Origin of the sequence: Marinobacter sp. CP1 (assembly GCF_001266795.1) — a bacterium.
Lineage (GTDB): Bacteria > Pseudomonadota > Gammaproteobacteria > Pseudomonadales > Oleiphilaceae > Marinobacter > Marinobacter flavimaris.
In genome coordinates, this window is sequence record NZ_CP011929.1 from 4,264,992 (window position 1) to 4,289,226 (window position 24,235).

A 24,235-nucleotide genomic window follows, 5' to 3' on the forward strand; every position below is an offset into this window, starting at 1 on the left:
GGGACGCTCAGTCTAAACCACCGGGGTGTTCATGGAAACCAAACGCACCCTTGTGGAAAAACGAATTCTCTCCTGCGTCGTATGTTGGCATTCTTACCATTATTCAAAACCCAGAATAAAGATTGATAGAGGATGCATGATGTTAAGCTCCCCCGAAGACTGGATCGGTAAGCAGGAATCCTGCGAGGATCGCCTCGATCCTTCCCATGCCTGCCGTATTGCGGCGATGCTGGACCGCCCTTTCCCCCAGGAAGGTGATGCTCTTGCGGCATTATGGCACTGGGCGTTTTTCCAGATTCCGGTACCGCCGGCCGCCACCGGGCAGGACGGCCACATTGCGCCGGGCGGTTTTTTGCCGAAATCCGAAGGCAACACCCGGATGTGGGCGGGGGGGCGGGTTAACTTCCACCAGCCGCTGGCAATCGGTCAATCAGCGGAACGTCAGTCGCGTATCGAGGCAGTGAACGAAAAAAATGGACGTTCTGGTAAGTTGCTGTTTGTTACCGTGGCGCATGAGTATCACCAGAACGGTGAACTGTGCCTGAGCGAAGAGCAGGACATTGTTTACAGGGCGCCGTCAGCTCCGCGTCTGTCCCTCGATAAACCGGTGTCGGAGCCCCAGTGGAGTCAGTCGGTGACACCGTCCCCCCTGTTGCTGTTCCGGTATTCTGCTGTCACGTTCAACGGCCACCGCATTCATTACGACCACCCCTACACCACAAAGGAAGAGGGATATCCGGACCTTGTGGTCCAAGGCCCACTGATTGCTACCCTGATGGTGCAGGCGTTCGTTGATGCCAATCCAGACCTGAAACCGGTGCGCCTGTCGTATCGAGGCTTACGACCGCTGACCGTCAATAAGCCCTTCCGTGTTGAAGGTAGGATTGATGGGGATGGTACAGCATTGCTCTGGGCCGCCAATGAAGATGGCCCCGCTCACGAAGCAGAACTTCAATTTGAGGAGAAGAAATAGATGACCAGTCCATCCCTGGAAAAGTACGAGGATATCCGAGAAGGCGTACGTGGTTTATGTGCGGAGTTTGATGCCGCCTACTGGCGCGGCGTAGACGAACGTAAGGCCTTCCCGGAGGAGTTCGTTGAAGCCATGACCCGTGCCGGTTGGCTGGCGGCGATGATTCCGGAGGAATATGGTGGTTCAGGTCTCGGCGTATCGGAAGCCTCGGTGATACTGGAAGAGGTCAACCTTGCGGGCGGTAACTCCGGAACTGTGCATGGCCAGATGTACAACATGTTTACCCTACTGCGCCATGGCAGTGAGGAACAGAAGCAGAAATATCTGCCGAGAATCGCGGCAGGTGAATTACGTTTGCAATCCATGGCGGTGACCGAGCCAACCACCGGAACCGATACCACCAAGATCAAGACCACTGCGGTGCGTCAGGGCGACAAGTATGTGGTCAACGGCCAGAAAGTCTGGATTTCCCGGGTCCAGCATTCAGACCTGATGATCCTGCTGGCCCGGACCACTCCGTTGGCAGAGGTCAAGCGCAAATCCGAGGGTATGTCGATCTTCATCGTTGATTTGCACGATGCCATTGGCAATGGCCTGATCGTTCAACCCATCGCCAACATGGTGAACCATGAAACCAATGAACTGTTCTTCGACAACCTTGAGATTCCTGCCGAGAACCTCATTGGCGAGGAAGGCAAGGGATTTCGCTATATTCTTGACGGACTGAATGCCGAGCGGGCACTGATTGCGGCCGAGTGTATAGGTGATGGCCGCTGGTTTATCGACAAGGCTCGCAAATATGCCAGTGAACGGGAAGTGTTTGGCCGTCCGATTGGAAAGAACCAAGGTATCCAGTTTCCCATTGCCAAGGCGCACATCAATGTGGAAGCAGCTGACCTGATGCGCTGGCGCGCCTGTGAAGAATATGACACCGGTCGCAATGCTGGCGCCAGTGCCAACATGGCCAAGTACCTGGCGGCTGAGTCATCCTGGGAAGCGGCTAACGTGTGCTTGCAGACCCACGGCGGGTTTGGCTTTGCCAATGAATATGACGTAGAGCGTAAGTTCCGTGAAACCCGTCTGTATCAGGTGGCGCCGATTTCCACCAACCTCATTTTATCCTATGTGGCAGAGCATCTTCTTGAATTACCTCGGTCGTTTTAACTCTCAATAACTGCGAGAACGTTTTTGTGGCAGCAAATAAAGCCCCCCTCCCCCTGGAGGGGGTTACAGTGATTTCGTTGGAGCAGGCGATTGCCGCGCCCCTGTGTACCCGGCAACTAGCGGAGCAGGGGGCGAGGGTTGTCAAGGTTGAGCGTCTTGGAACCGGAGACTTTGCCCGGGACTACGATACCAGAGTTAAAGGATTGTCCTCCCACTTTGTATGGGTTAACCGCTCCAAGGAAAGCCTGGCGTTAAATTTGAAAACTGCCGAGGGGCAGGAAATTCTGCATCAATTGCTGGCGGATGCGGACGTGTTCGTGCAGAACCTGGCGCCCGGCGCTACGGCCCGTATGGGGCTGTCGTTCAGTGAGCTGAGTGCACAGTACACGAGCCTAATTGTCTGTGATGTGTCCGGCTATGGCGAGGGTGGGCCGTACAGGAACAAGAAGGCTTATGACCTGCTGATCCAAAGTGAAAGCGGTTTTCTGTCGGTGACGGGAACACCCGGGACCGGTGGTATGGCAAAGGCTGGCTGTTCAGTTGCGGACATTGCTGCTGGAATGTACGCCAGCAATGCCATTCTGTCGGCGCTGTTGCTGCGTGGTCGAACTGGTGAGGGCAGCCATATTGACGTCTCTCTGCTCGAAAGTCTGGTGGAGTGGATGGGCTACCCGATGTATTACAGCTTTGATGGGGCGCAGCCACCACCGAGGGCAGGAGCTTCTCACTCTACGATCTATCCGTACGGACCGTTTCCCGTCGGGGATGGTAAAACCGTGATGCTTGGGTTGCAGAACGACCGCGAATGGCGAGTTTTTTGTGAGAGAGTTCTTGAGCGTTCGGAGCTGGCGGGAGATGCGCGTTTTTCTGATAACGCCCGTCGGTCAGCGAACAGGGACCAGCTCGGCGCGCTTATCGGTACGATTTTTTCTGAGATGACTCTGGATGAGGTGCTAACCCGCCTGGATGAGGCGGGTATCGCCAATGCGTCGGTTAACGACATGTCACAGGTGTGGCAGCATCCTCAACTGGCGGCCCGTGACCGCTGGCTGGAAGTGGCGACGCCTGTCGGGCCAGTGCCGGCACTAAAGGCACCCGGGCTATGGTTTCCGGAAGCCGTCTCGGCGGTTCCATACCTCGGCGAACATAGCTCTCTAATTCTTGAACAGCTTGGCTACAGCCGGGACAAGATTGATCAGTTAAAAAGCGCAGGTGTGATCTAACGCCGGCGCAACTCAGAGAACAGGATTCTGACCATGACAGGTAAAGATTTGAAAACCATGCTCTTCGTGCCGGCCTCTCGGCCTGAGCGGATTCCCAAGGCGATTGCTAGCGGTGCCGGAGCGGTAATTGTGGATCTAGAGGATGCGGTGCCAGCGGATGCCAAGAACCCTGCCCGTGATGCATTGGATGCATTCTTGGCAGACCATCATGGTGAGTCGATCTACGTGCGCATTAATGCCCGGGGTACTGCTGAATTTGAGGCGGACATGGCGCTATGTGCCCGTCATTCAAAGGTGGTTGGCATCATGTTGTCGAAAGCCGAGTCCGCGGAGGACGTCCAGGCTGTGGCTAATTCTGGCAAGACCGTCATTCCGCTAATTGAATCAGCTCGTGGTCTGGTTGCCCTTAACGAAATTGCCTCGGTGCCCGGAGTTGAGAGACTGAGCTACGGTGGCCTGGACCTCAGTGATGACCTCGGCATTGAAGGCAATACGGGAGGGGCGGAGACGGTCATGGACCAGTGTCGCTATCAGCTTCTGGTGAGCTCCCGAGCAGCTGGTTTACTGGCTCCTATTGATACCGTGTTTCCTGTTTTTGATGACGAGGATGCGGTACTAAGTCGTGCCCGCCGGGCCCGTAATATGGGTTTTGCAGGCATGCTTTGCATTCATCCAAAACAGATTCCACAGGTGCAGGCTGGTTTTTCCCCGGATCCTGATCAGGTGGCCTGGGCGCGTAAAGTCATGGAGGCGGCGAGGTCAGGTGGTGCTGCTTTCAAGGTGGAGGGCCAGATGGTGGATGCTCCAGTGATTGCTATGGCCAGAACTATTCTTGAGCGTGCCAGTTAGACTGCTCGCCAGAATTTCGGGAGGTTCATAGCAAGAACAGTTTCAGCAACATCTTAGCCGCAGAGCCAGGAGAAAACATGAAAGCAGGACGGAACACCTATTGGCCCAAGGGTTTGCCACGAACACTTGAACTACCCAAAACGAGCCTCTACTACAACCTGGAGGTGGCGGCAACCCGATACCCGGACAAGCCGGCGGTAGTATTCTATGACTCGGTGCTCAGTTATTCCGAATTGCGTCAGCAGGTTAGGGCACTGGCGGGGTATCTGCAGTTGGAATGTGGTGTTTGTCCCGGTGACCGTGTCGCTCTGTATTCGCAGAACTCTCCCCAGTACGTCATCGGTTACTACGCGATTCTTCGTGCTCAGGGAGTGGTGGTTCCCATCAACCCGATGAACCTGTCCGAGGAGCTTAAATACTGTGTCTCCGACAGTGGTGCCCGCACGGCTCTGGTGTCTCAGGAATTGTACGGCAATGCGCAACCTCTATTGGCTTCGGGCGATCTAGATCACGTAATTGTTCATGCCTATTCTGATTACCTGACAGCGGCGACTGACCTCGCCGTTCCGTCTGCTGTAACAGAACCTAGGCAGGAACATACCGACCCCGGCGTTATCCTTTGGCGAGACGTGCTTAGTCGCGAACTGGCGCCTTCTGCTTTTACCGGAGAGCACGATGACCTAGCTATTATTGGCTATACCTCCGGTACCACGGGACATCCGAAGGGCTGTGTTCATTCCCACAGCACCGTGATGGCAGCAGTTGCGGCTTCGGCTGTCTGGCGCGGTGGCTCGCCGGCATTCTCGGCACTGGCCATTGCCCCGCTGTTCCATTTTTTGGGCATGCAAGGTGGAATGAATGGGCCTATCTTCAACGGTGCAACCTCAGTGCTGATGCAGCGGTGGGATCGGGATGTGGCGGTGAAGCTGATTGAGCGTCACCATGTCAGCCTGTGGAGTGCTCCGCCGTCGATGATTGTCGATTTTTTCTCGAATCCGGATCTGGCCAACCATGACGTCTCCAGTCTCAGTAAACTGATGGGGGGTGGTGCTGCAATGCCTGAAGCCATCTCTCGCAAGCTGGCAGAGGAGTTTAACATCGTATACAACGAAGCCTACGGACTGACCGAAACCGCCGCTTTCATTCTTGGTAACCCCATTGAGCGCGGCAAACGGCAATGCCTGGGCATTGCCAGCTTTGGTGTAGATGCACGTATCGTTGACCCTGCCACGTTTGAGGATCTGCCCCAAGGCGAAACTGGAGAAATCATCCTGCATGGCCCTCAGGTAATGCTGGAATACTGGAACAATGCGCAAGCAACCGCCAAGAGTATTCTGGAACGCGATGGTAAACGCTTCCTTCGTACTGGCGACCTGGGATACATGGATGAGGAGGGCTACTTCTTCATGGTCGACCGGCTCAAGCGGATGATTAATGCCTCCGGATTCAAGGTCTGGCCGGCAGAAGTGGAAAGTATCATGTATGGTCACCCGGAGATTCACGAAGCCTGCGTCATTGCAGTGCCAGATCCGAAACGGGGCGAAACGGCCAAGGCGATGGTTGTACTGAAGCCCACTGCACCGGAAAACCTCACCGAGGACGACATTATCGAATGGTGCAAAAAGCATATGGCGGCTTATAAGGTGCCGACAGCCGTTTCGATTATCGATGAGTTGCCGAAGTCCGGCACCGGTAAGATCATGTGGCGACAGTTGCAGGAAGAAGCCCGAATGGAGGGAGCAAATCGTGCCTGATGCCGACATGAATCCCAAGACCGCAGATAGAGTACCAGAAGCTGCCGAGTTGGTTGAGGTAGCGCATAACGTGTACTGGTCCCGTATTCCCCTGCCTGGAAAACTGAACCATATTAATGTCTGGCTGATCCGTGACGAGGACGGCTTTTCCGTGGTTGACACCGGTATGTGTACACCCCCGGCTGAGGCCGCCTGGAAGTCTCTATTGGAGTCTCTGCCGGAGCGCAAGCCGGTCCGGCGGGTGTTTGTGACCCATCTGCATCCGGATCATGTGGGTATGGCCGGCTGGTTGCTGGAGCGGGACGCAGAAGAGTTCTGGATGACTCGTATGGAGTATCTGACCTGCCGGGTAATGGTGGCTCAGTCCCACGACGAAACCGTACCCGAGGACTTCATTGCCTTTCACCGCGCTGTTGGCTGGCCTGATTCGGCCATCGACGGATACTACGATCATTATCGCAACTATGGCAGACGGATTTCACGGTTGCCTCGCAGCTACCAACGGCTGGAGGAAGGGCAGCACCATGTTATCGGTGGACACCGATGGCGGGTTGTTGTTGGTAACGGGCACTCTCCCGAGCACGCCTGCCTGTACTGCGAAGAGAGCAAATTACTGATCTCCGGTGATCAGGTGTTGCCCGGCATTTCGTCCAATGTCTCAGTGACACCCCTGGAGCCGACTGCAAACCCGATGGCTGACTGGCTGGCCTCACTTCGTAAGCTGAAAGCTGAAATTCCCGATGATGTGCTGGTGCTACCAGCTCATCAACAGTGTTTTACGGGATTGCATGATCGGATTGAAACCCTGATTGCAGACCAGGAAAGGGCCGTCACGAATTTGCGGGCGGATCTTGGAAGGGAGCCAAAGAGAGTGATTGACGTATTCGCAGTGCTGTTTGGTCGTGACATATCGGAAGAGGACTTTATGGTTTTCAACTTGGCAACCGGAGAGGCCCTCGCTTGCTTGAATTATCTCATTGAACGTAACGAAGTGCATTTTATGACAGATGCCAAGGGTGTTCGCTGGTATCGATCTGTCGGGACCCAGGAGCAATAACGGGAAGCACGGCGTCCGGAATAACTCAGGTCAGCTACTCGAGGGTCTGACCATCATCCTATTTTCGAACAAGGAGGCCACAATGGCACTTGATGAAGAAACGCTGAACCAGTTTGTCGAAAGTGTGCGTCGGTACGTCCGTGATCGCCTGATTCCCCTGGAAATGCAAGTGGCGGAGGAAGACCAGATTCCGGAAGACGTCATCGCCGAAATGAAAGAGATGGGGCTTTTCGGAATTTCGATACCTTCCGAGTTCGGTGGTCTGGGTCTGAGCATGTCAGAGGAAGTCGCAATTATTCAGGAAATGGGCTACACCTCACCGGTTTTTCGTTCAATGTTTGGAACCAATGTTGGCATTGGTTCGCAAGGTATAGTTATGGACGGTACACCGGAACAGAAGGAAAAATATCTACCCAAGCTTGCCACCGGCGAACTGATCGGCTCATTTGCATTGACCGAGCCTGACGCAGGATCAGATGCCGGGTCAGTGAGAACAAGCGCCCGGAGAGATGGTGATGATTTCATCATTAATGGAACTAAACGATACATCACCAATGCACCCAGGGCGGGGATCTTCACAGTGATGGCTCGCACCGGCACCCGTGAAGAAGGTGCGCGCGGTGTGTCGGCATTCCTGGTCGATGCGAAACTACCGGGCATATCGCTTGGAAAACCTGATCAGAAAATGGGGCAGAAAGGCGCTCATACCTGTGATGTTATCTTCGAGGATGTGCGCGTACCCGCAAATGCTTTGATTGGAGGAAAGGAAGGGCAGGGTTTCAAAACAGCCATGAAAGTTCTTGATCGGGGGCGCTTGCATATCAGTGCGTTAAGCGTGGGTACGGCCAAGCGACTCATTGATGAGAGCGTTTCATATGCCTCTGGCCGGAAACAGTTTGGAACAGAAATTGCCAATTTTCAGTTGGTGCAGGCAATGCTGGCAGATAGCCAGGCTGAGTACTATGCCGGAAAGTGCATGGTTGAAGCGGCTGCTAAATCCTTCGATGCAGGTGAGGCGGTGTCGATGAATGCCTCGAGCTGCAAGCTGTTCTGTACAGAAATGGTAGGGCGTGTTGCGGACCGGGCAGTTCAGGTCCACGGTGGCGCTGGTTACATCAGCGAGTACTGCGTTGAGCGTTTTTTCAGAGATGTCAGGTTGTTCCGCCTATATGAGGGAACGTCGCAGATCCAACAACTGGTAATTGCCAAGCACCTGATCCGCAATGCGGAACATTCACCGGGGTGACTCGCAGAGAAACTTGATACTACAGAGCCCGTGGCGGGGCTTTTTGGCCGGCATTTTCAGGCGCTGCAGCATGAGGGTGGTCGTCCCGCGAGCTGTTACGGGATTGCCAGGGGCGTACCCAGACCGGTCTCCAAGCATGTACCGTTTAAGGAGAGAGCCATGACGGGTTCACTTTCGCATATTCGAGTTCTGGATCTTTCCCGTGTGTTGGCTGGCCCATGGGCTGGCCAGGTTCTCGGTGGTCTCGGGGCTGAAGTTATCAAGATTGAGAGGCCTGGCGGCGGAGATGACACACGGACATGGGGCCTCCCTATCTTAAGGGTCGAGATGGCGAAACGGATTTATCTGCGTACTATCTGTCAGCCAACCGTAACAAGAAATCGCTGGCGGTCGATATTTCGACGCCGGAGGGTCAGCGCCTGATACGTGAGCTCGCGGCAGAGTCGGATATCATCCTTGAGAACTTCAAAGTGGGTGGGCTGAAGCGCTACGGGCTGGATTACGAAAACCTAGGAGTCTGCGCGGCAGAAACGTTTTGAGCCCTCGTTTCCGCCAGACCGGATCATTGTCTGGCCGGAAGGAGTGTTCGCGATATCGGATCGGCTCCATCATCGCTTTCGATCCAGCCAGTTAACCGGTTAAAAGGGGCATCGCAGGGCCCCAGCTGTACCTACCGTGAGCCAAAGGCTGCCTCAGCGACTTATGCCAGCCTCATCAGTGAACTCATGCGCCTGAGATTGAGCGACAGACAGACAAGATCCCATTCACCCTGCACCGCCTGAAGGCCCCGCAAGCCGAACTGCCGGAAGCCCAGGACATTCTTGATCCAGCCATTCACCGCCTCAACCATGTGCTTGCGCTGAGCGTAGACTGCTCGCCCCTCCGCCGTGGTAAGCTTCTCCTCCATGCGGGCCGTCGCCGGGTACCGGCTCGCGTTTATATCTCCGGTTTTTTTGCCTTCCCGGCGCAGCGAGACGTAGCCATCTATGCCTTTTGTCTCCAATGCCTGCAAGTCTTCCTCTTTGCGATAACCCGCATCAGCCAGACATTGGCCCGGGTAACTTCCCAGAGTTTCTTTTACCTCGCCCAGCAGCGGCACCAGACAGCCGTTATCACTGGGGTTGTTACCCTGGCGGTTGCCCACGATGATCTGGAACTCGCCATCCACGGCCAGTTGGCCGTTATAGCATTGCTGGAACCCATCATTCGTTTTCATGATCCGGCTTTGGGGGTCGGTAAAGTTACTCTGAGCCTTGTCCTCCGGAACTCCATAATCTCTCTTGAAGTTCCGGCCACCCTTGGGTGAGCGGCGATCATCGTCTGGATGCCGGCCTTTGGCCTCATCTTGCGTTTTTTGATCCGCTTCCAGTTTCTCCTTCGCTGCCCGGATCTTGTCCAGCCGCCCCTGACGGTGCTGAAGCTCTTCGGGTAACTCGTCGCCCCGCTGATCCGGGCCAAACTGTTGGTCTTCCGATTCATCCACACGGCGAGCCTGGCCACAAAGCTCATCAACCTCTTTTGACAGACGGGCTTCTTCCTCCCGCATGCGGTCATAGCTCATGGCCTTGTGCTTACTGGCGTTGGCCCGGACCTTGGTGCCATCAATCGCCAGCGTACCGAGAGTAACCAATTCCGCTTCCTGGGCGATCCGGACCACCTGAATAAATACGGCCTTGAACGCAGCCAGGTGTTGCTTGCGAAAATCGCAGATAGTGCGGTGTCTGGGGAAATTGCCAGCCGCCAGGACCCGAAGGGCGACATCTTCTTCCAACTTCCGGGCGATCTTTCGTGATGAAAACACGCCGGTCGCGTACGCATAGATCAACACCTTCAACATCATCCGCGGATCGAAAGGCGAGTTGCGCCGACCGCTCCCTTCATACCGGGCGTAGAAGGCACTCAGATCCAGTTCCTCGACCACGTCACTGATGAAATAGGCCAGATGCCCTTCGGGCAGCCACTCGTTCAGGCTCGGGGGAAGAAGCAGTTCCTGATCAGGTGAATAGGGGCGGAAGGTGGTTCCCATCGGATTCTCCGGTGCTGAAGAATTTTTACGTATTATGCCAGAAGGTGGCTCCTGCCGCGCAGACTCCTAGACATGATGTTTTGACCTGCCCGCCCTCAACAATAACCCACGATCGTTGAGGGCGGGCAGGTCAAAACATCATGTCTAGGGCCACTGAGGATGAGCGTTCACGGGAGATAGCTGAATGGTAGGGAATATTGTTGTTAATGCCATCTTGGCAGGGATTCTCTTCGCGGCTTACAGTTGGACGCCATGGGCTAGCCTGGCCCTCGCTACACTATCCGCGCTCGCTTTTAGCCACATCTTTATTTTTGACCGGGCTTTTCTGGAGGAGATCGCCAAGCAGGGAATAGACAGGTTGTCGTTGCTTATTGGGGCCGGGATTTCATACGTTGGGGTCATTGTGTCTATAGTGGCGCTGCTGGTAAAGCAATGATCAGGTTCTGCCTTCACTGTTGCAGCCCCAACCATTCATTCCAGTTTGTTACGGCCCTGAAGGGCCTCCACCGGACGGCCTTCTCTCCGCTTCGCTGCGCAAAGGCCGCTGCTGAATATTGGCGTTAATCGTTCTCCCGGAATGTCCGCTTTGCGACCGCAAGCATCGGACACGGCTAGTTCACCTTTCGGCTCCAAGTTTCGTTTGAGTAGCGCACATGCTAGGTTGGAAGAGGAAATAATAACTCAATTATCGAAATCAGATTCGAATACTGGATTGGAGAGTCCGCATGAAAGTCAAGATGACCTTGTTCAGCGCTTTTGCCGTGCTGCTGTTTAGCACCTCCCTAATAGCGAATGCGAACTGTAATTCCCGGAATATCGGTGGCACCACTTACCACAACTGCTCGGATGGGACCTCCGGGACATCACGCACGATTGGCGGGACGACCTATCACAACTTCAACGATGGCACGAGCGGTTCGTCTCGCTCCATCGGGAACACCACCTACCACAACTTAAACAACGGCGTTTCCGGAAACTCCCGATCAATCGGCAACACCACCTACCACAACTTCGACAACGGCGTTTCCGGCAACTCCCGGTCAATCGGCAACACCACCTACCACAATTACGATGATGGTAGCTCCAGCACCAGCCGGTCGATCGGTGGCACGACCTATTACAATGACTGGTAAGACGTAAGTTTGAATGTTTTCTTTGGGAATCCAGAGTCTGCCTATCCAACGATAACGGGCAGCTCATGATGTTTAAAGAGTACCGTGTTGTGACCTTCTCGTACTGAGGGGGCCTGCCCCGTTTCAATAGACGGTTTGAAACGGTGATTGGACTTACCCCGGTGCAGTAGACACTCCTGGCCTATGATTGGGCTTACCCGGACCCACCAGATACTTTAAGCCTCTGCTCGGACTTATAAAGCACGACCTATCTCTCATAGCCTCAAAGTGAAGGCAATTCCGTTTGCATTGACCGCTTTACTGGAATGTCCGCTTTGCGACCTCAGCCTGCGTTTCGCAGAAATGCAAGAATTGTGAGCGTCGAGACAATATTTTGCCTTGTACCTCGCACAAGGCTGGTGTAATTTTCAAATAGTGCCTCACCGGGTCATTCGGCACACCGCCTCGTCGGGACCCATCTCTCCAGATCGCGCACCTCCGCGCACCTTTACCCAAAAGCAGATTAAACAGACCTCTTTGATAGTCCCACCCCTTTCCTGAGGGTGTTTTGCCGTGCCTGTGAGTTTCTCAGGGCAGGGCAGACCGCCTTTTGGTTTCTCCGGATCTTGTTGCTGTTTGTTCTCTGAACAACGGCACCTGATAAGCATCCTCAATCTAGCCACGAAACGGATGCGATCGCCACGGCGATTTGGCTTAACACTAAACCGGAGAAAATTATGTTTACTGCAAAAGAAAAACTCTTCATTCGAAATTCTGAACTTCATGCACGATGGAGGGCAGCAATGTTAAGTGTCAACGCAAGTTCGATGGCACCAACATCTGTCGCTCTTTGGGAGTTGCTGATTAACGGCGACCTCCTTCGACTGGCAATCTATCTCGTTCTCACGACAGTTATTGTGAGCCTGAATATCATTTGCGCTGGCAAAATTGCTCACTACAAGCAATCCGTAGAGCGAATCCGAATGCGACTGGATCACCCGCCCAACAGGTCTGAAAGACTTGAATAGCGGATAAAAATCCACCAACATTCACAAGGAGACGTTAATTATGGAGCTTTCCATGCTTATTTTTATGACGTGCTTTGCAGCTGTCGTAGTAAGCAGCGTTTTGATAGCGGCCCACATCGACTCGAAGAACGAGCAGCTATTGATTGCTGAAGTCGAACGCGAAGAGAAAAACCTCTAGGCCTACGGCCTTAACTCTGTTCGTTTCTACGAACACATCCCCGACAGACCGCATGATCCTCAGTTGATACTCAACTGCTTGGTTTCGTGCGTCTGTCTTTCCCAACTCCCTCACGAGCATTGCGGCCTGGACCCGTATCCGGATCCAGACTTGAATGCTTTTTCTGTGATTCCTCGAATCTTGTTGCTGCAGTTCAACTGAACTCGGCACTTGATCAGCGTCCTCACCTAGCCATGAAACGGACGCGGTTGCTACGGCAATTGGCTTAACACTCCAAAGGAATCACTCACATGAATCGAAGTGAACACGATGCCAACAGGCATCTCTCTCATTTCGTCAACCACGTTGATGAAATCATCCAACAGGCAATCGAAAAGGCGGACAAAGGACGTTTTGTTGTTGCCACTTCTGAGGCCGGCAATGTGCTGCTACTGCCGCACTTTAATGCCTCTCTGAGACAGGATCTGACTTGGGTTTATGACACCGAGTTCGGGTACGTCTTCTCACCTGAGAAAAGGAGTGCTTGATGGAACTCGTTTTGGGTCTATCTGCAATCCTGGTCCTGATGTTCGGTGGCAGGATTCTGCTTTTCCTGGTCGACCTCGGTTTCGAAACTGGAGACCGTTTTCTCGCAGCGTGTGAACGTCGTTTGACGCTGTATACGAAAGCTTTGCTTCGAGGAATGGTCTTCGCGATTCGCTGGGTTTTCCATCGATTCTACAAGCCTGAACCCGAGCAAATGACCATTCGGTCAATCATCGATTCTCCTGCAGAACTTCAGCACATGAGAAATCAGCACCTCCTTCAATCCGGCAAGCGTGCGCCTGTCGAGATTGAATACTCTCAACCTAAGCTCAAGAGGGAATAATCATGCTCAACAAAGCACAGCTCATTGGCCGTCTCGGTCAAAAAGATGTTCGCTCCACCCCAAACGGCATGCAGGTGGTTTCTTATTCAATCGCAACAACCAAGTCTCTCAAGGACAGGGAAACTGGCGAATGGAAAGAGAACACTGAATGGCACCGTTGCGTCAGTTTCAACAAGACTGCTGAGCACATCGGCATGAACGTTGAACCTGGTGATCTCTTGTTCCTTGAGGGCGAGTTGAGAACCAGGAAATGGCAAACCCAGAGCGGCGAAGATCGTTACACCACAGAAATCGTGGTCAATGATTTCCCGCGCAAGCTGCCGAAGTATTTTTCCAAAAATGGTTCGCAGCAGGCCGCTCCCACGCCACAGCCCCAACATCAGGCTCATGCTTCACCGAGTCAGCCTGGGCATCTGGAACAGCCGCCAGTTGAAGCCTATGGCTTTGACGACGACTACCCGTTCTAGTAACCGGCTTTTTAACCTTTAACCCGAATGGGGCTTCTACCCCTGACGGGAGAGCCCCATCTTCTCCATGGAGACGACATTATGGGGTTCTCAAGGAAAGAGGTTTACTACTGGCTGGAAACGGCAAGTAACGAACAACTTCAAGCGCACCTTCGCAATTCTCAGGAAATGCTGGTGCTTCTCACCGATCGGGAACAGATCAAATCTTTGAAGTGGCTTCGCAGCCGCATCATTGAGGAAATCAACGCCCGCAAAGAAGCTAAACAGCCTTAAACGACCGTTTCCGCTTCATCTTCTCAATCAGAGCTTTCTGCTCTTCGTCTGACCCAAACGCTATGGATCTGATGGCCTGCCACTCTACGGTGTCCGGCTTACCTTCCAGCATGCGGTCAGTTTCGTCTCTGAGGTAATCCATAAAGTAAGGCCCTGCGGTCTTCCTGGCCTGGATATATGCCTCATACGTCTTGATAGATGTGGGATCAATGCCGGCTCTGGCCAGCAGCGGTCCTTCTTCCTCAAGACCCACCGATGTGAACCTGAAATTGCCCTCGTCATCGACGATGTAATGGTTGGTCTGCATCTCTCTCACCTCTCCGGGAATTATCGCCCGGAATTCTTGACGCGCAAGGACCTTTTTATGAATCAGGCACCTCAGGCAGTACAACCCGCTCAATGGCATCAGATCATTGAATCCTCAAAAGATAAGTTCAACAGCTCCAGTTTGGATTTCAAGCAGGAGCAGATCTTTGCCACCCAGCAGTTGATGAACAACTCCTATCTGCTAGATGTGGCAAAGAAGAACCTCTCATCACTTCGGCTTGCGATGTACAACGTCGCCGCGGTCGGACTGACGCTCAATCCCAACCAGGGCTTAGCGTTTCTGGTCCCTCGTCGTCTACGCCGCAATGAAGACGCCAAGGTCATGCTCGATATTTCGTATCGGGGATTGATTGCGATTGGCGTGGAAACCGGTGCGATTCGTTGGGCTAAGGCTGAACTGGTGTACGAGAAAGACCAGTTTTCCTACAAAGGCCCCGCCGAGAAGCCAGATCACGTCTGTGATCCCTTCTCAACGGATCGTGGCTCCATTCGGGGTGGTTACTGCATCGCAGAGCTACCTTCCGGGGGTGTTCTCGTCGAAGCCATGTCGAAAGCTGACATGGACAAGATTCGGGACGTTTCTGAAGCCTTCAAAAAAGGTTTTGGACCCTGGGTCGACTGGGCTGAACAGATGATGTTGAAAAGCATCGTGAAGCGAGCCAGCAAGTGGTGGCCAATCTCGAACCCTCGCATGGCACAGGCACTCAGGATCCTCAACGAGGAGAACGGAGAAGGCTTGGCGATCCTGGCAAACCAGCACAAGCCGGTTACGCCTTCGGCGCTTCCTGCACCACCGCCAAGAGAAGAACTCTCGGCCCAATTGCTCAACACCGTGAAGAATCTGGTGGACCGGGCAAAAAACCAAAACGCTTTTGAAGCGTGCAAAGAGGTCATGGTGGAGAGGATCAAAGATCCCTCTGAGCTGGCCTACGCTCTGGACGAATTGGACAAGGCAAAAGCCCAACCCGTCCCGTCCTCAGCGGTAAATCAATAAAATCTAAACCCACTTGGGGCATGGACCCCAACACGGGTGTTCATGCCTCTCATCTCTACTCAAGAGGAATAATCATGAACGCTCAAACTCAACCAAAGATGACGATGTTCTACTTCGATAGCCTGGAGAAGATCCGCGACTACGACTCCTTCCGAGTCAAAGCCGTTTATCTGTCTCACTCGGAACCTCAGCGCAACGACACCCGCCCGAACTTCTATTCGGTCATCGGCCACCTCCGGCCCGGTGTTCAATTTCAATATCCGGAATTCCCGGTCGCTGACTTTCCATGCGAAAGCTACGCGAGGATGTTTGCAGAACTCTGCGAACAGTACATCAAAGACTTTCCGGCCATGAGCCAGACAGCCTAAACACTCACTCTCTCAACCCAATGGGGTAATGCACCCCTTGGGCGGCATTACCCCTCTTATGGAGATTCGTAATGCCGAAAATGACTGTAGTTGACCTGAACCAACGCTCTGAAGAATGGCTGAAATGGCGAGCCCTGGGGATCACCGCAACAGACATTCCGGTGATCCTCGGACTGAGCCCCTATAAAACCCCCTGGCAACTTTGGGCTGAAAAGATCGGACGGATTAACCCGCCAGACCTTTCAGGCAACCCGAACATCCAACGAGGCGTCGCCCTCGAGGATAAAGCACGTCAGTTGGCCGAATCCCGCTACGGTGAGTTTCTGCTTCCGATGTGCGGTGAGTGTGCCAAATGGGATGTGCTGCGCGCCTCGTTTGATGGTGTGGACACACAGGACCAACCCTACGAATTCAAGGCGCCTTCCAAAACTGTTTGGGATGACCTTGAGGCAAACGGAGTCGAGTCCACGGCCTTCAAACTGTATGAGGCTCAGGTTCAGGCTCAGTTGACTGTGGCCGGTCAGAGCATCGGACGACTCATTTTCTACCGGGAAGATGGTGCGGACCAGGATTTCGAGATTCGGTTAACCCCCGAACGGGAAAACCAAATCATCGAGGCTGCCAAGCACTTTTGGCAACTGGTCCAGACTGAGCAACCCCCTGAATTGGATCCTGATCGCGACTGGTTCATCCCGGAAAGCGGAACGGAAAAATTCAAGTGGGAAGCTCATGCGGAAGCCTGGCGAATGCAACAGGAACAGATCAAGTCTCTGAAGGACAAGCTTAAGGCTCTTGAAAAAGACCAGAAAGATGTCCAAAAGGCCTTGATCAACCTGATGGGGCCTTTTCGCCATGCTGATGTCGGCGGCGTTAAGGTCACTCGCTTCGAGAAGTCGGGATCTGTCGACTACCTCAAATACCTTCAGGATAACTTTCCTGACCTGGATTTGAGCACCGAGCTCGAGAATTACCGCAAGCCCTCTCGCGAGGAAGTCCGGTTCACTCGTTCTGAGGATGAACTGGTCAACCGCGACATGGGTGAGGTGATTACGCCAGTCAAAGCGGCTTACTTCTAAACCAGCAATGGCTGTTCCGGGGATTTTATCCTCGGAACAGTTCCATTTTTCGTGTCTGCCTTCTCTAGGGCCCTGCCAACCAGGGTGTTATGGAAGGCGGTTACTACACCGGGTAATCCCTTGAGCATTTTGATCGTGCTTGCACGACAAAATAAGTGTCCACACCGGAATTTGAAACGGACACGTCAGCCACGGCTGTAATTCCTCTCTCAAAAAATCTCACTTGCCAGAAGGCCATCATCACCTTCTGGTGTGTGATGCCGCTCTGGAATAAGTGAACTCTCACTGAAAAGGAGCTTTCTATGACCGTTCGCGACAAGGCACTGCCCATTCGCAACACCTTCAACCTCGACGTTCCAGCTGAAGTAATCACAGCCGGTTTCGCCGATTCCACCAATCCCTACATTCCCAAACGAAACGATTCCTACGTTTTCCGCCGGGAGACTCTGCGGGACATCCTGAACTTTCTGGATGATCCCGACGACGATGGGCTCTACTTCTCTGGCCACTACGGGGCAGGGAAGACGACCTTGCCTTACCAAGTTGCGTCACGTCTTAACTGGCCGACGCAGAGCTTCACCGCGCACTCGCGTATGGAGTTCGACGATCTGGTAGGCACCTGGAAATTGGTTAACGGCACGATGGAGTTCGTTTACGGACCCCTTTCTGTTGCCATGCGTGATGGTCACCTGTTCATTTTGAACGAGGTCGATCGAGCTGATCCCGGTCAGCTTGCCGCTTTGCATGATGTCCTCGAAGGACACCCGTTGGTCATTGCGACAAACGGAGGCGAAGTGATTCACGCTCATCAAAACTTTCGGTTCATTGTGAACGGCAACAGCGTTGGTTCTGGCGACAGTACCGGCCTGTATCAGGGTGTAAACCAGCTTGATATCGCCTTCCTTGACCGATTCCGGATGGTGCACGTGGACTATCCAACCGAGGACGTTGAACTAATAATCCTTGAAAAGAAGGCACCAGACCTTCCCGAAGAGCTGCGTAAGAAGATGGTTCGCGTTGCGAATCAGATTCGGAAGCTGTTCATCGGGGGTGAGGAAACAGCGACGCCGCTGACCATCACCATGTCCACGCGCACATTGTGTCGCTGGGCAAAATTGGCACTGGCCTTCCGAAATGCACCAAATGCTCTGTCCTATTCGCTGAACCAAGCTTTCCTGGCTAAAGCGGAACCGGAGCAACGGATTGCAATCGAGCGCATCGCACAGGACATCTTTGGTACCTCCTGGTCCAAAGGAGCTTGAGCATGAACCTTGATATCAAAGTCCTTCACTATGCGGATGAAACGTCCGATAAGATTTGGGCGGTTGACCCAAAACCGAACGCCAATGGTGGTCACGATGTCTGGTATGGGCGACGCGGCAAGGTCATGACGTTCAGACCCACGGAGAAGTCAGACTGGACACGCCTCCACGATGCGAAAATTCGCAAAGGCTATGAGCGCTGTTCAGGACTAACTATCGATCGCAACACCAATATGGTGGTAGCAAGAGGTGATCCAGAGAGCAGCATTCCAAACCAATTTTGGTTTCGGATCTCGACTCAGGTTCCCGAAACGCAGATCGCCGGCTTCTTGGCGTCTGTACTCAACACGTTCACGGAGCAATTCCGTGATGAGGCAACCACATTGGCATCACTGCCGGTGTTTAAAAGCCTTTTAGGTGGCAGTCATAGCGGTGGCGCGGAACTTTCCGAAGGTCCGTTGGCAATTCTGTTGCTGTTTGCTCTTCGTCGGCATCTGACCGAGCAAGGCCCCTCAGCCTCGCTCTCATTTGCACCCATAGAAATTGTGGACGACGACAACACTCTTCTGACGGACAGTTTCGATGAGCTCGCAGAGCTTTACGGTACGTCCAAGGAGTTTTCGGACATGCGTCAGAGCTGTCCCACTGCTGACTTCAGGAAATACGCCATCGCACTGGGCGCAATTGAGGCACCGATTGATTTGACGGTAATTGAGTCAAACACAAAGGCCGCCTTTTTCTGAGTCTTTCCTCGACCTCGGTTCTCTGAACCACAACTCACCGCCGGCCTCCGGCGGTACACCCTCTTCTCATAATTGCTAAGGAGATAACACATGGAATTCATCCATGGGACCACCCTTGTCCATCTGAAAATGCGGTGCTGGAGCGGTGAGAAAAAAGCCTCTCGCGACAGTGATATTCGATTGGGCATAGACGGCAAGTTGCCACCACAGAAACTGCTGGATTTGGGGCGAAAGAAGATCTTTCCTCCCAAAGCTCTCGATCCGTTGCTCAGTAAGCGCAAATCGGCAGAAAGGGCATGTCTGGCTGAAGGAACACGTTTCATGGGCGGATTCGCTGTACGCGATGAAGCGATTGATGACGTTGTCGCCAAACTCGAAACCGTGAAGGCCGGCTTTGAATCCGCGTTGCAGCAATTTCTCAACGATTTTGACCGCAACAAGGAAGACTGGATCGCGGAGAACGAAGAATACGCTCACATCATGCGGGATCAGGTTCCTGACCGTGAAACCGTGGCGAGCGCGTTCAAGTTCGAATTTAAGCTCTACAAAATGCAGCCCCTGGAAGGCTTCGAACCGGATGAGGCGGAAATTGCCGATCAAATCCTGCACGAAGTCGGACTGAGCTGCCGTGAGATGTCTGATCGTCTTCTGGAGCGGAAACGCGCCATCGGCGGAAAGACGCTTTGCAAACAACTCGACCCATTGCTGACCAAGCTGGACACACTGAGTTTCGGCAACGGCCGGATTCTCAGGGTTCTTGGCGAATTCCGTGCGCTGCGTAGCTCCATCCCGGCGGAACGAATCGACCAGGATCATCCCGTGTTCGGCAGGGTACTGACGTTCCTCACGATGTGTTCTGACGATAAAAAGTTAGAGCGAATCGTGTCTGGAGAATTCTCGGTGACAAAACTGATCGCCGGGCTCCAGAGCGGAAACGCCCAGTCCCAGGCTTCACATTCCTCAACCCGTCCAACCACTGCATCAGCAATGGGCGCCTACTTTTAGGAGCGGAACTATGAACCAAAGACAATCCGCTCTCGAGCGGGCATTACCAATCGTGGCAGCGGCTTATGGTGAGCAATTTGGTGTGCGCGTCGTGCTTTCGGGCTCAGACGCCATGACGGATGGCAAAACCATTGTGCTGCCCATGCTAGACAATATGAGTGAGATGAAAGATGTGCTGTTTGGCTATCTCTCTCACGAAGCAGCTCATATTCGCGAATCCAGTTTCGACACCTTAAAAAAGTGCCGGTCTGAGATCGAAAAGAGTATGACCAACCTGATTGAGGACATCCGGATTGAGCGTGCTATCCAGCACGCCTTTCCCGGGACTCAGTTCACGCTGGAAGCCATGGAGAATTACATCCATGAGCGAGGCTGGACACCCGTACCGACCACGGCAGAAAGCGAGGCATCTCAACTGTTTCGTTACCTCTACCACCGGTTGTATGGGGAGTTTCTGGATCGGCAGGTCTACCAACCGCTGATTCCAGAGTCTTTGAAGGTCTTGGAGCAGATGTTTCCCAGAGGCTTCTTCGTCCGTTTGGACGGGCTGCTGGCGAAATACATGTTGTCCATGACAACCAGTGATGACGCTCTAAAGGTGGCCCGGGCCATTTTGAAAGCGTTAAAGGATGCCGAGAAAGAGGAAGAGCAGGAGCGAAAGTCCGGCCCGGATAGTGATTCGTCACAGCCGCCTGATCCGTCACCCGACGGCCAGGGGGATTCTTCGGACCCGAACTCCAACTCAGAAAATTCCTCATCTGAGAATGGCGACACTCAGGGAGATTCCTCTCCTGAAGCCGCTGATCAGACGGATGGCCCATCGGATGCTTCCGGTGAGCAATTTATGTCTGATCAAGACTCAGCGGGTGACCAGGCAGAATCGGACTCGTCTTCGGATGATTCCAGTGACGCCGGCGCAGGAGGCACCTATGAACGGGTTATGTCGGAGCAGGATATGCCGACCAATCCCGGTCAACAGCTAAAAGAAGATTTGTGTTCACAGGCCCGGGAAGACCAATCAGGTAAATCTTTTGAGATTGATACCGGTGTGGGCCAGGACATGAGGAATGGTAACGGTGATACGAGTGAACTGCAGGCGGGCATTTTGACGTCTTCAAGCATTCGTAGCCGATTGCTGGGACTTTTACAGGCTGAATCCCGACAGCGCCAGTGGTTGCATGACCGCGGGCGCCGCGTTGATGGTCGTCGTCTAAGCCGTTTGGCTGCGGGCGACACTCGAGTGTTCATCCAGCGAGACGAACACAAGAGGCCGGAAACCTCGGTTCATGTACTGCTCGATACGAGTGGTTCCATGAGCCAAAGACAGGATATTGCCAATCAGGCCACTGTGTCGTTGGCGCTGGCTATTTCCACCATCCCGAAATGTGACATCGCAGTATCGATGTTTCCGGGTTGTGGGGGAAATGTCAGTCCAATGATCCATCGTGGACAGCCGGTGAGACCCAATCTTGGGCGCTTCCTGGTCAGTTCCGGCGGTGGCACACCTCTGGCTGAGGCAATGCTCTACGCGGCACGGGAACTCAGTGCCAGTCATAAACCACGTCAGGTCCTGATTGTGATTACCGACGGTTCTCCGAACAACGGTCATGCAGTCAATTACCTGCTAGATCTGATGAAACACCAGATCGACACCTATGCCATTGGTATAGGTTCAAACGCTGTGAAGTCGTATTTCGGGAATTGGACAGTCATCAACGATGTGAGGGAGCTGCAATCAGCTTTGTTTCGCATCGCCGGCAACGTCCTCGATCTCGATCCCTGACTCCACAATCTTCCAACAGCCCAGGCGGGAACACATCTTCCCGTTGGGTTGGTGTGTTCTTCGCAAGGAGGACACATGGAAACCTCTCGGAAACCGGACTTCTGTGAGCCTTCGGGCCCACAACAGGAGATCCCCGAATCAGCCTTCGCGGATATTCGTGAACGGCTTCTAATCGAGTCAGTAAAAAGCGCCTTTGGCATCCGTCAGCACGGTGGTGTTCGCAAACCGTGTGACGAAGCCTGGGAGTGGATTCTGTCCGAAAACCGGGAAATGCCCTTCTCTTTCGCAGCTTGCTGCAGGGAGTGGGGCGTGGATCCGGAAACAATGGTCGAGTGGTTGCGGTATTACCGCAAGAAGATGCTCGGCTGATAAAAGACCTCAACCCTCTGAGGGACACACTCTGTCCCTTGGGGATGGTGTGTTCCCTCAATACTCAAAAGGAAACGCACCATGTCTCAACAACCTCAACTCTCGATTGAGCGCGGCCTGACCACTCGGGCCGGCAAGCCAATCCGACTCATGACGATCTATGAGCCCCGGAAAACCACCGAATTGTTTTTCCAGCAGTTCGGGAATACCTGGGTGCAATACAAAAGAGTCGTTCTGACGCTTCACTGATGACTGAAAGGGCTCCGGCCCTTTCTTACTCACTGCTCGGCAGTGTCCCTTGAAAAGTTCACTGTCTGGAGGAGAACCATGGAAAAACGAAACTCAACTGCTCTGAAACGTCGCATGGAAGGACGTTGGCTCAGTGCTTTTCTTGCACTGGCGCCAGCCCTCGAAACTGCGGTCAATAAGCTTGGCAAAAACGTGCCTTGTCCCATTGACGGTGGTACCGATGGCTTCCGGCTGTTTCGTGACGCCAACACCACCGGTGGCGGCGTCAAACAGGCTTGGCGAGTGATCCCTGAAGGCATCGATATGCTGATGTGGGTGAACGATTGGTCATTCACCAAGACCTACGACGAACTTGAAGCCTTTTTGGGCGGAAGGATCGTGGACACCAAACCCATCAGGACGCCCAAGACTCAGATCCAGGACGATTCAAAGCTTCGACTTTGGCTTAACCAGATCTGGGGGGATGCTCTGCCACTGAACGACCTGCGATCGTATCCGGCGAGAGCCTATTTCGAACGCAGAAGGCTAAGAACAGCGGCCATGCTCGCCGATGACCTGCGGTTCCATCCGTCGCTCAACTACGTTGGTGCCGACGGTAAAACGCTGGGCCAGTACGGCGCGATTCTTGGTCTGGTCCGCAATAACGCGGGTGAACCAGTCTCGATTCATCGGACGTTCATTACCAAAAGTGGCCTAAAGGTGGAGTTTTCCGACAGCAAGAACAAGTCGCGAAAACTTACCCCCGCGGTCAACAGAGAAAGCCGGGGTCGCCAGATTCGCGTGAATCCGGTGAAAGGAACCGTTATGGGTGTCGCAGAAGGACTGGAGACAGCTCTTGCGGTAACCCTTATGACGCAGCTGCCAGTGTGGCCAACGCTGTCGACGACCATGATGCAATCCTTTCTGCCACCCGAATGGGTAGAAAAGGTTCTGATTTTCGTCGACAAAGACCGTAACCAAGCGGGTGAAGTCGCTGCAAACACGCTGGCCGAGAAGCTCAGCCTTCTGGGCCTGGATGTTCAGTTGATATTGCCATCAATTCCGATGCTCGAATCGGATTCAAAAGGTGTGGACTGGGCGGACCAGTTGATGCGTGACCCCTCTGGTTTTGGCCAGATCGGAAACGTCTTGAGGGACCGTCCACGACAGACTGCTTAAACCACAAAATGCCGACCTCGGAGAGCAAGCCAACCCTCTCCGGGGTCTGGCTTATTTTCTCTGAGCGAGGTCTTGCCTGGAGAGAACATACGTATGAAATTGCTGTACCAGAAACTCAACAAACTACGGACGCAGGATCTGATCATTCAGAAAATGCGCTACCGGCGAAGCACCAGGTTGGTGGGCAGTCTGAAAACGATGACCTACGCCGCCTCCGCTTTAATGGCCGGACACCTGTTCCAAACCTTTGCTGATGGACTGGAACTTACCAGTTTTGACGCAATCGCCATGGTTCTGGTGACGTGGTTGCTCGCCATCATTCTAATGTTAGAAGTGGAGATGGCTCGCGATCTCGCAGGGCATGAGCTGATCCAGGATCTTCTGGTGCTGCGCAGTCAGCGCCTGAACTTGACTGTCAGTAAGCGTTCCGCTCCAATGACAAGAGGTAAACAATGATGGGCAATGCCATGTCAGTTTTTCTCATGTTTGGAATCGTCCTTACCCTGGTAGGCACAGTCGGTACCGGCTTTGTGATCTATCAGCGCCGACTTCAGTGGCAAGAGATTTGTCGCCTGGCGGATCAACAAGACTGTCGAAAATCGAATTAGACCCTCAAAACCCGCTTCGGCGGGTTTTTTTCTTCCTGCTAGCTACCTTGCCCGTGAAAAATTCCGTGAGAAAGT

27 protein-coding genes and 1 pseudogene are annotated in these 24,235 nt (G+C 53.6%); 26 read left to right on the plus strand and 2 right to left on the minus strand.

What is annotated here, in order from left to right:
* Nucleotides 1–136: 136 nt before the first annotated feature.
* The 8 genes and pseudogenes from ACP86_RS19610 to ACP86_RS22300 all read left to right on the plus strand — a co-directional run.
* Nucleotides 137–973 (plus strand): MaoC family dehydratase N-terminal domain-containing protein, encoded by an 837-nt coding sequence (locus tag ACP86_RS19610; RefSeq protein WP_053115172.1) that lies wholly within the window; start codon nucleotides 137–139, stop codon nucleotides 971–973.
* The gene (locus ACP86_RS19615; RefSeq protein ID WP_053115173.1) at nucleotides 974–2,137 is read left to right on the plus strand and encodes an acyl-CoA dehydrogenase family protein; all 1,164 of its coding nucleotides are present in this window, start codon (nucleotides 974–976) and stop codon (nucleotides 2,135–2,137) included.
* A gap of 26 nt (nucleotides 2,138–2,163) precedes the next feature.
* Nucleotides 2,164–3,360 carry a CaiB/BaiF CoA transferase family protein gene (locus ACP86_RS19620; RefSeq protein ID WP_053115174.1) on the plus strand — a complete coding sequence of 399 codons (1,197 nt, stop codon included), beginning with the start codon at nucleotides 2,164–2,166 and terminating at the stop codon, nucleotides 3,358–3,360.
* Between the two features lie 33 nt (nucleotides 3,361–3,393).
* Entirely contained in the window at nucleotides 3,394–4,209 is an 816-nt protein-coding gene (locus ACP86_RS19625) for an HpcH/HpaI aldolase/citrate lyase family protein (RefSeq protein WP_053115175.1), read from the plus strand.
* Between the two features lie 77 nt (nucleotides 4,210–4,286).
* On the plus strand, nucleotides 4,287–5,963 hold the full coding sequence (locus ACP86_RS19630; protein WP_053115176.1) for a long-chain-fatty-acid--CoA ligase: 1,677 nt from the start codon (nucleotides 4,287–4,289) through the stop codon (nucleotides 5,961–5,963).
* Nucleotides 5,956–7,020: an MBL fold metallo-hydrolase gene (locus ACP86_RS19635; RefSeq protein WP_158499468.1), complete on the plus strand. Its 1,065-nt coding sequence runs from the start codon at nucleotides 5,956–5,958 to the stop codon at nucleotides 7,018–7,020. The genes ACP86_RS19630 and ACP86_RS19635 overlap by 8 nt, the downstream gene beginning before the upstream one ends.
* Before the next feature lie 82 nt (nucleotides 7,021–7,102).
* On the plus strand, nucleotides 7,103–8,266 hold the full coding sequence (locus ACP86_RS19640) for an acyl-CoA dehydrogenase family protein (protein WP_053115177.1): 1,164 nt from the start codon (nucleotides 7,103–7,105) through the stop codon (nucleotides 8,264–8,266).
* A gap of 159 nt (nucleotides 8,267–8,425) precedes the next feature.
* Nucleotides 8,426–8,778, plus strand: a pseudogene (locus ACP86_RS22300) (CoA transferase); the annotation flags it as partial.
* 188 nt (nucleotides 8,779–8,966) lie between these two features.
* On the opposite strand, the gene ACP86_RS19650 reads toward ACP86_RS22300, so the two are convergent.
* Nucleotides 8,967–10,292 (minus strand): IS1182 family transposase, encoded by a 1,326-nt coding sequence (locus ACP86_RS19650; protein ID WP_053113971.1) that lies wholly within the window; start codon nucleotides 10,290–10,292, stop codon nucleotides 8,967–8,969.
* A gap of 184 nt (nucleotides 10,293–10,476) precedes the next feature.
* On the opposite strand from ACP86_RS19650, the gene ACP86_RS19655 reads away from it, so the two are divergent.
* From ACP86_RS19655 to ACP86_RS19685, 7 genes are all read left to right on the plus strand, one after another.
* Complete coding sequence (locus ACP86_RS19655) at nucleotides 10,477–10,728, plus strand: hypothetical protein (RefSeq protein WP_053115179.1); 252 nt, start codon at nucleotides 10,477–10,479, stop codon at nucleotides 10,726–10,728.
* Between the two features lie 289 nt (nucleotides 10,729–11,017).
* Nucleotides 11,018–11,425 (plus strand): hypothetical protein, encoded by a 408-nt coding sequence (locus tag ACP86_RS19660; RefSeq protein WP_053115180.1) that lies wholly within the window; start codon nucleotides 11,018–11,020, stop codon nucleotides 11,423–11,425.
* Nucleotides 11,426–12,472: 1,047 nt separating this feature from the next.
* Complete coding sequence (locus ACP86_RS22875) at nucleotides 12,473–12,610, plus strand: hypothetical protein (RefSeq protein WP_157807853.1); 138 nt, start codon at nucleotides 12,473–12,475, stop codon at nucleotides 12,608–12,610.
* A gap of 290 nt (nucleotides 12,611–12,900) precedes the next feature.
* Nucleotides 12,901–13,137, plus strand: a complete 237-nt coding sequence (locus ACP86_RS19670) for a hypothetical protein (RefSeq protein WP_053115181.1) — start codon at nucleotides 12,901–12,903, stop codon at nucleotides 13,135–13,137.
* Nucleotides 13,137–13,478, plus strand: a complete 342-nt coding sequence (locus ACP86_RS19675; protein WP_053115182.1) for a hypothetical protein — start codon at nucleotides 13,137–13,139, stop codon at nucleotides 13,476–13,478. The genes ACP86_RS19670 and ACP86_RS19675 overlap by 1 nt, the downstream gene beginning before the upstream one ends.
* A gap of 2 nt (nucleotides 13,479–13,480) precedes the next feature.
* Nucleotides 13,481–13,945, plus strand: coding sequence for a single-stranded DNA-binding protein (locus ACP86_RS19680; RefSeq protein WP_075267723.1), 465 nt, complete (start codon nucleotides 13,481–13,483; stop codon nucleotides 13,943–13,945).
* 81 nt (nucleotides 13,946–14,026) lie between these two features.
* Nucleotides 14,027–14,218, plus strand: a complete 192-nt coding sequence (locus ACP86_RS19685) for a hypothetical protein (RefSeq protein ID WP_225316927.1) — start codon at nucleotides 14,027–14,029, stop codon at nucleotides 14,216–14,218.
* Here the strand turns inward: ACP86_RS19685 and ACP86_RS19690 are convergent.
* Nucleotides 14,205–14,525 carry a hypothetical protein gene (locus tag ACP86_RS19690; RefSeq protein WP_053115184.1) on the minus strand — a complete coding sequence of 107 codons (321 nt, stop codon included), beginning with the start codon at nucleotides 14,523–14,525 and terminating at the stop codon, nucleotides 14,205–14,207. The genes ACP86_RS19685 and ACP86_RS19690 overlap by 14 nt on opposite strands.
* 57 nt (nucleotides 14,526–14,582) lie before the next feature.
* Here ACP86_RS19690 and ACP86_RS19695 point away from each other — a divergent pair, with 57 nt between their 5' ends.
* From ACP86_RS19695 to ACP86_RS19740, 11 genes are all read left to right on the plus strand, one after another.
* Nucleotides 14,583–15,539 (plus strand): recombinase RecT, encoded by a 957-nt coding sequence (locus ACP86_RS19695; RefSeq protein ID WP_053115185.1) that lies wholly within the window; start codon nucleotides 14,583–14,585, stop codon nucleotides 15,537–15,539.
* Between the two features lie 74 nt (nucleotides 15,540–15,613).
* On the plus strand, nucleotides 15,614–15,907 hold the full coding sequence (locus ACP86_RS19700; protein ID WP_227507761.1) for a hypothetical protein: 294 nt from the start codon (nucleotides 15,614–15,616) through the stop codon (nucleotides 15,905–15,907).
* 71 nt (nucleotides 15,908–15,978) lie between these two features.
* A complete protein-coding gene (locus ACP86_RS19705) occupies nucleotides 15,979–16,983 on the plus strand; it encodes a YqaJ viral recombinase family protein (protein WP_053115186.1) in 1,005 nt (334 codons plus the stop codon).
* A gap of 302 nt (nucleotides 16,984–17,285) precedes the next feature.
* Entirely contained in the window at nucleotides 17,286–18,245 is a 960-nt protein-coding gene (locus tag ACP86_RS19710; RefSeq protein ID WP_053115187.1) for an AAA family ATPase, read from the plus strand.
* Between the two features lie 2 nt (nucleotides 18,246–18,247).
* Complete coding sequence (locus ACP86_RS19715) at nucleotides 18,248–18,988, plus strand: hypothetical protein (protein WP_053115188.1); 741 nt, start codon at nucleotides 18,248–18,250, stop codon at nucleotides 18,986–18,988.
* 90 nt (nucleotides 18,989–19,078) lie between these two features.
* Nucleotides 19,079–19,993 carry a DUF3150 domain-containing protein gene (locus tag ACP86_RS19720; RefSeq protein ID WP_053115189.1) on the plus strand — a complete coding sequence of 305 codons (915 nt, stop codon included), beginning with the start codon at nucleotides 19,079–19,081 and terminating at the stop codon, nucleotides 19,991–19,993.
* Between the two features lie 52 nt (nucleotides 19,994–20,045).
* Entirely contained in the window at nucleotides 20,046–21,776 is a 1,731-nt protein-coding gene (locus tag ACP86_RS19725) for a vWA domain-containing protein (RefSeq protein ID WP_227507762.1), read from the plus strand.
* Between the two features lie 75 nt (nucleotides 21,777–21,851).
* The gene (locus ACP86_RS19730) at nucleotides 21,852–22,145 is read left to right on the plus strand and encodes a hypothetical protein (protein ID WP_053115191.1); all 294 of its coding nucleotides are present in this window, start codon (nucleotides 21,852–21,854) and stop codon (nucleotides 22,143–22,145) included.
* Between the two features lie 81 nt (nucleotides 22,146–22,226).
* Nucleotides 22,227–22,394, plus strand: coding sequence for a hypothetical protein (locus ACP86_RS22880; RefSeq protein WP_158499469.1), 168 nt, complete (start codon nucleotides 22,227–22,229; stop codon nucleotides 22,392–22,394).
* Between the two features lie 78 nt (nucleotides 22,395–22,472).
* Nucleotides 22,473–23,552: a toprim domain-containing protein gene (locus ACP86_RS19735; protein ID WP_053115192.1), complete on the plus strand. Its 1,080-nt coding sequence runs from the start codon at nucleotides 22,473–22,475 to the stop codon at nucleotides 23,550–23,552.
* A gap of 93 nt (nucleotides 23,553–23,645) precedes the next feature.
* Nucleotides 23,646–24,008, plus strand: coding sequence for a hypothetical protein (locus tag ACP86_RS19740; protein WP_053115193.1), 363 nt, complete (start codon nucleotides 23,646–23,648; stop codon nucleotides 24,006–24,008).
* The last annotated feature ends 227 nt before the right edge of the window (nucleotides 24,009–24,235 follow it).

What these genes read in the sequence shown, in the direction of transcription:
- ACP86_RS19655 (WP_053115179.1), top strand. Translation starts at nt 10,477, where the DNA reads ATGGTAGGGAATATTGTTGTTAATGCCATCTTGGCAGGGATTCTCTTC.
- ACP86_RS19675 (WP_053115182.1), top strand. Translation starts at nt 13,137, where the DNA reads ATGGAACTCGTTTTGGGTCTATCTGCAATCCTGGTCCTGATGTTCGGT.
- ACP86_RS19735 (WP_053115192.1), top strand. Translation starts at nt 22,473, where the DNA reads ATGGAAAAACGAAACTCAACTGCTCTGAAACGTCGCATGGAAGGACGT.
- ACP86_RS19690 (WP_053115184.1), bottom strand. Translation starts at nt 14,525, where the DNA reads ATGCAGACCAACCATTACATCGTCGATGACGAGGGCAATTTCAGGTTC.
- ACP86_RS19720 (WP_053115189.1), top strand. Translation starts at nt 19,079, where the DNA reads ATGGAATTCATCCATGGGACCACCCTTGTCCATCTGAAAATGCGGTGC.
- ACP86_RS22875 (WP_157807853.1), top strand. Translation starts at nt 12,473, where the DNA reads ATGGAGCTTTCCATGCTTATTTTTATGACGTGCTTTGCAGCTGTCGTA.
- ACP86_RS19670 (WP_053115181.1), top strand. Translation starts at nt 12,901, where the DNA reads ATGAATCGAAGTGAACACGATGCCAACAGGCATCTCTCTCATTTCGTC.
- ACP86_RS19660 (WP_053115180.1), top strand. Translation starts at nt 11,018, where the DNA reads ATGAAAGTCAAGATGACCTTGTTCAGCGCTTTTGCCGTGCTGCTGTTT.
- ACP86_RS19610 (WP_053115172.1), top strand. Translation starts at nt 137, where the DNA reads ATGATGTTAAGCTCCCCCGAAGACTGGATCGGTAAGCAGGAATCCTGC.
- ACP86_RS19730 (WP_053115191.1), top strand. Translation starts at nt 21,852, where the DNA reads ATGGAAACCTCTCGGAAACCGGACTTCTGTGAGCCTTCGGGCCCACAA.
- ACP86_RS19615 (WP_053115173.1), top strand. Translation starts at nt 974, where the DNA reads ATGACCAGTCCATCCCTGGAAAAGTACGAGGATATCCGAGAAGGCGTA.
- ACP86_RS19640 (WP_053115177.1), top strand. Translation starts at nt 7,103, where the DNA reads ATGGCACTTGATGAAGAAACGCTGAACCAGTTTGTCGAAAGTGTGCGT.
- ACP86_RS22880 (WP_158499469.1), top strand. Translation starts at nt 22,227, where the DNA reads ATGTCTCAACAACCTCAACTCTCGATTGAGCGCGGCCTGACCACTCGG.
- ACP86_RS19630 (WP_053115176.1), top strand. Translation starts at nt 4,287, where the DNA reads ATGAAAGCAGGACGGAACACCTATTGGCCCAAGGGTTTGCCACGAACA.
- ACP86_RS19715 (WP_053115188.1), top strand. Translation starts at nt 18,248, where the DNA reads ATGAACCTTGATATCAAAGTCCTTCACTATGCGGATGAAACGTCCGAT.
- ACP86_RS19685 (WP_225316927.1), top strand. Translation starts at nt 14,027, where the DNA reads ATGGGGTTCTCAAGGAAAGAGGTTTACTACTGGCTGGAAACGGCAAGT.
- ACP86_RS19700 (WP_227507761.1), top strand. Translation starts at nt 15,614, where the DNA reads ATGAACGCTCAAACTCAACCAAAGATGACGATGTTCTACTTCGATAGC.
- ACP86_RS19710 (WP_053115187.1), top strand. Translation starts at nt 17,286, where the DNA reads ATGACCGTTCGCGACAAGGCACTGCCCATTCGCAACACCTTCAACCTC.
- ACP86_RS19705 (WP_053115186.1), top strand. Translation starts at nt 15,979, where the DNA reads ATGCCGAAAATGACTGTAGTTGACCTGAACCAACGCTCTGAAGAATGG.
- ACP86_RS19625 (WP_053115175.1), top strand. Translation starts at nt 3,394, where the DNA reads ATGACAGGTAAAGATTTGAAAACCATGCTCTTCGTGCCGGCCTCTCGG.
- ACP86_RS19695 (WP_053115185.1), top strand. Translation starts at nt 14,583, where the DNA reads ATGAATCAGGCACCTCAGGCAGTACAACCCGCTCAATGGCATCAGATC.
- ACP86_RS19740 (WP_053115193.1), top strand. Translation starts at nt 23,646, where the DNA reads ATGAAATTGCTGTACCAGAAACTCAACAAACTACGGACGCAGGATCTG.
- ACP86_RS19680 (WP_075267723.1), top strand. Translation starts at nt 13,481, where the DNA reads ATGCTCAACAAAGCACAGCTCATTGGCCGTCTCGGTCAAAAAGATGTT.
- ACP86_RS19650 (WP_053113971.1), bottom strand. Translation starts at nt 10,292, where the DNA reads ATGGGAACCACCTTCCGCCCCTATTCACCTGATCAGGAACTGCTTCTT.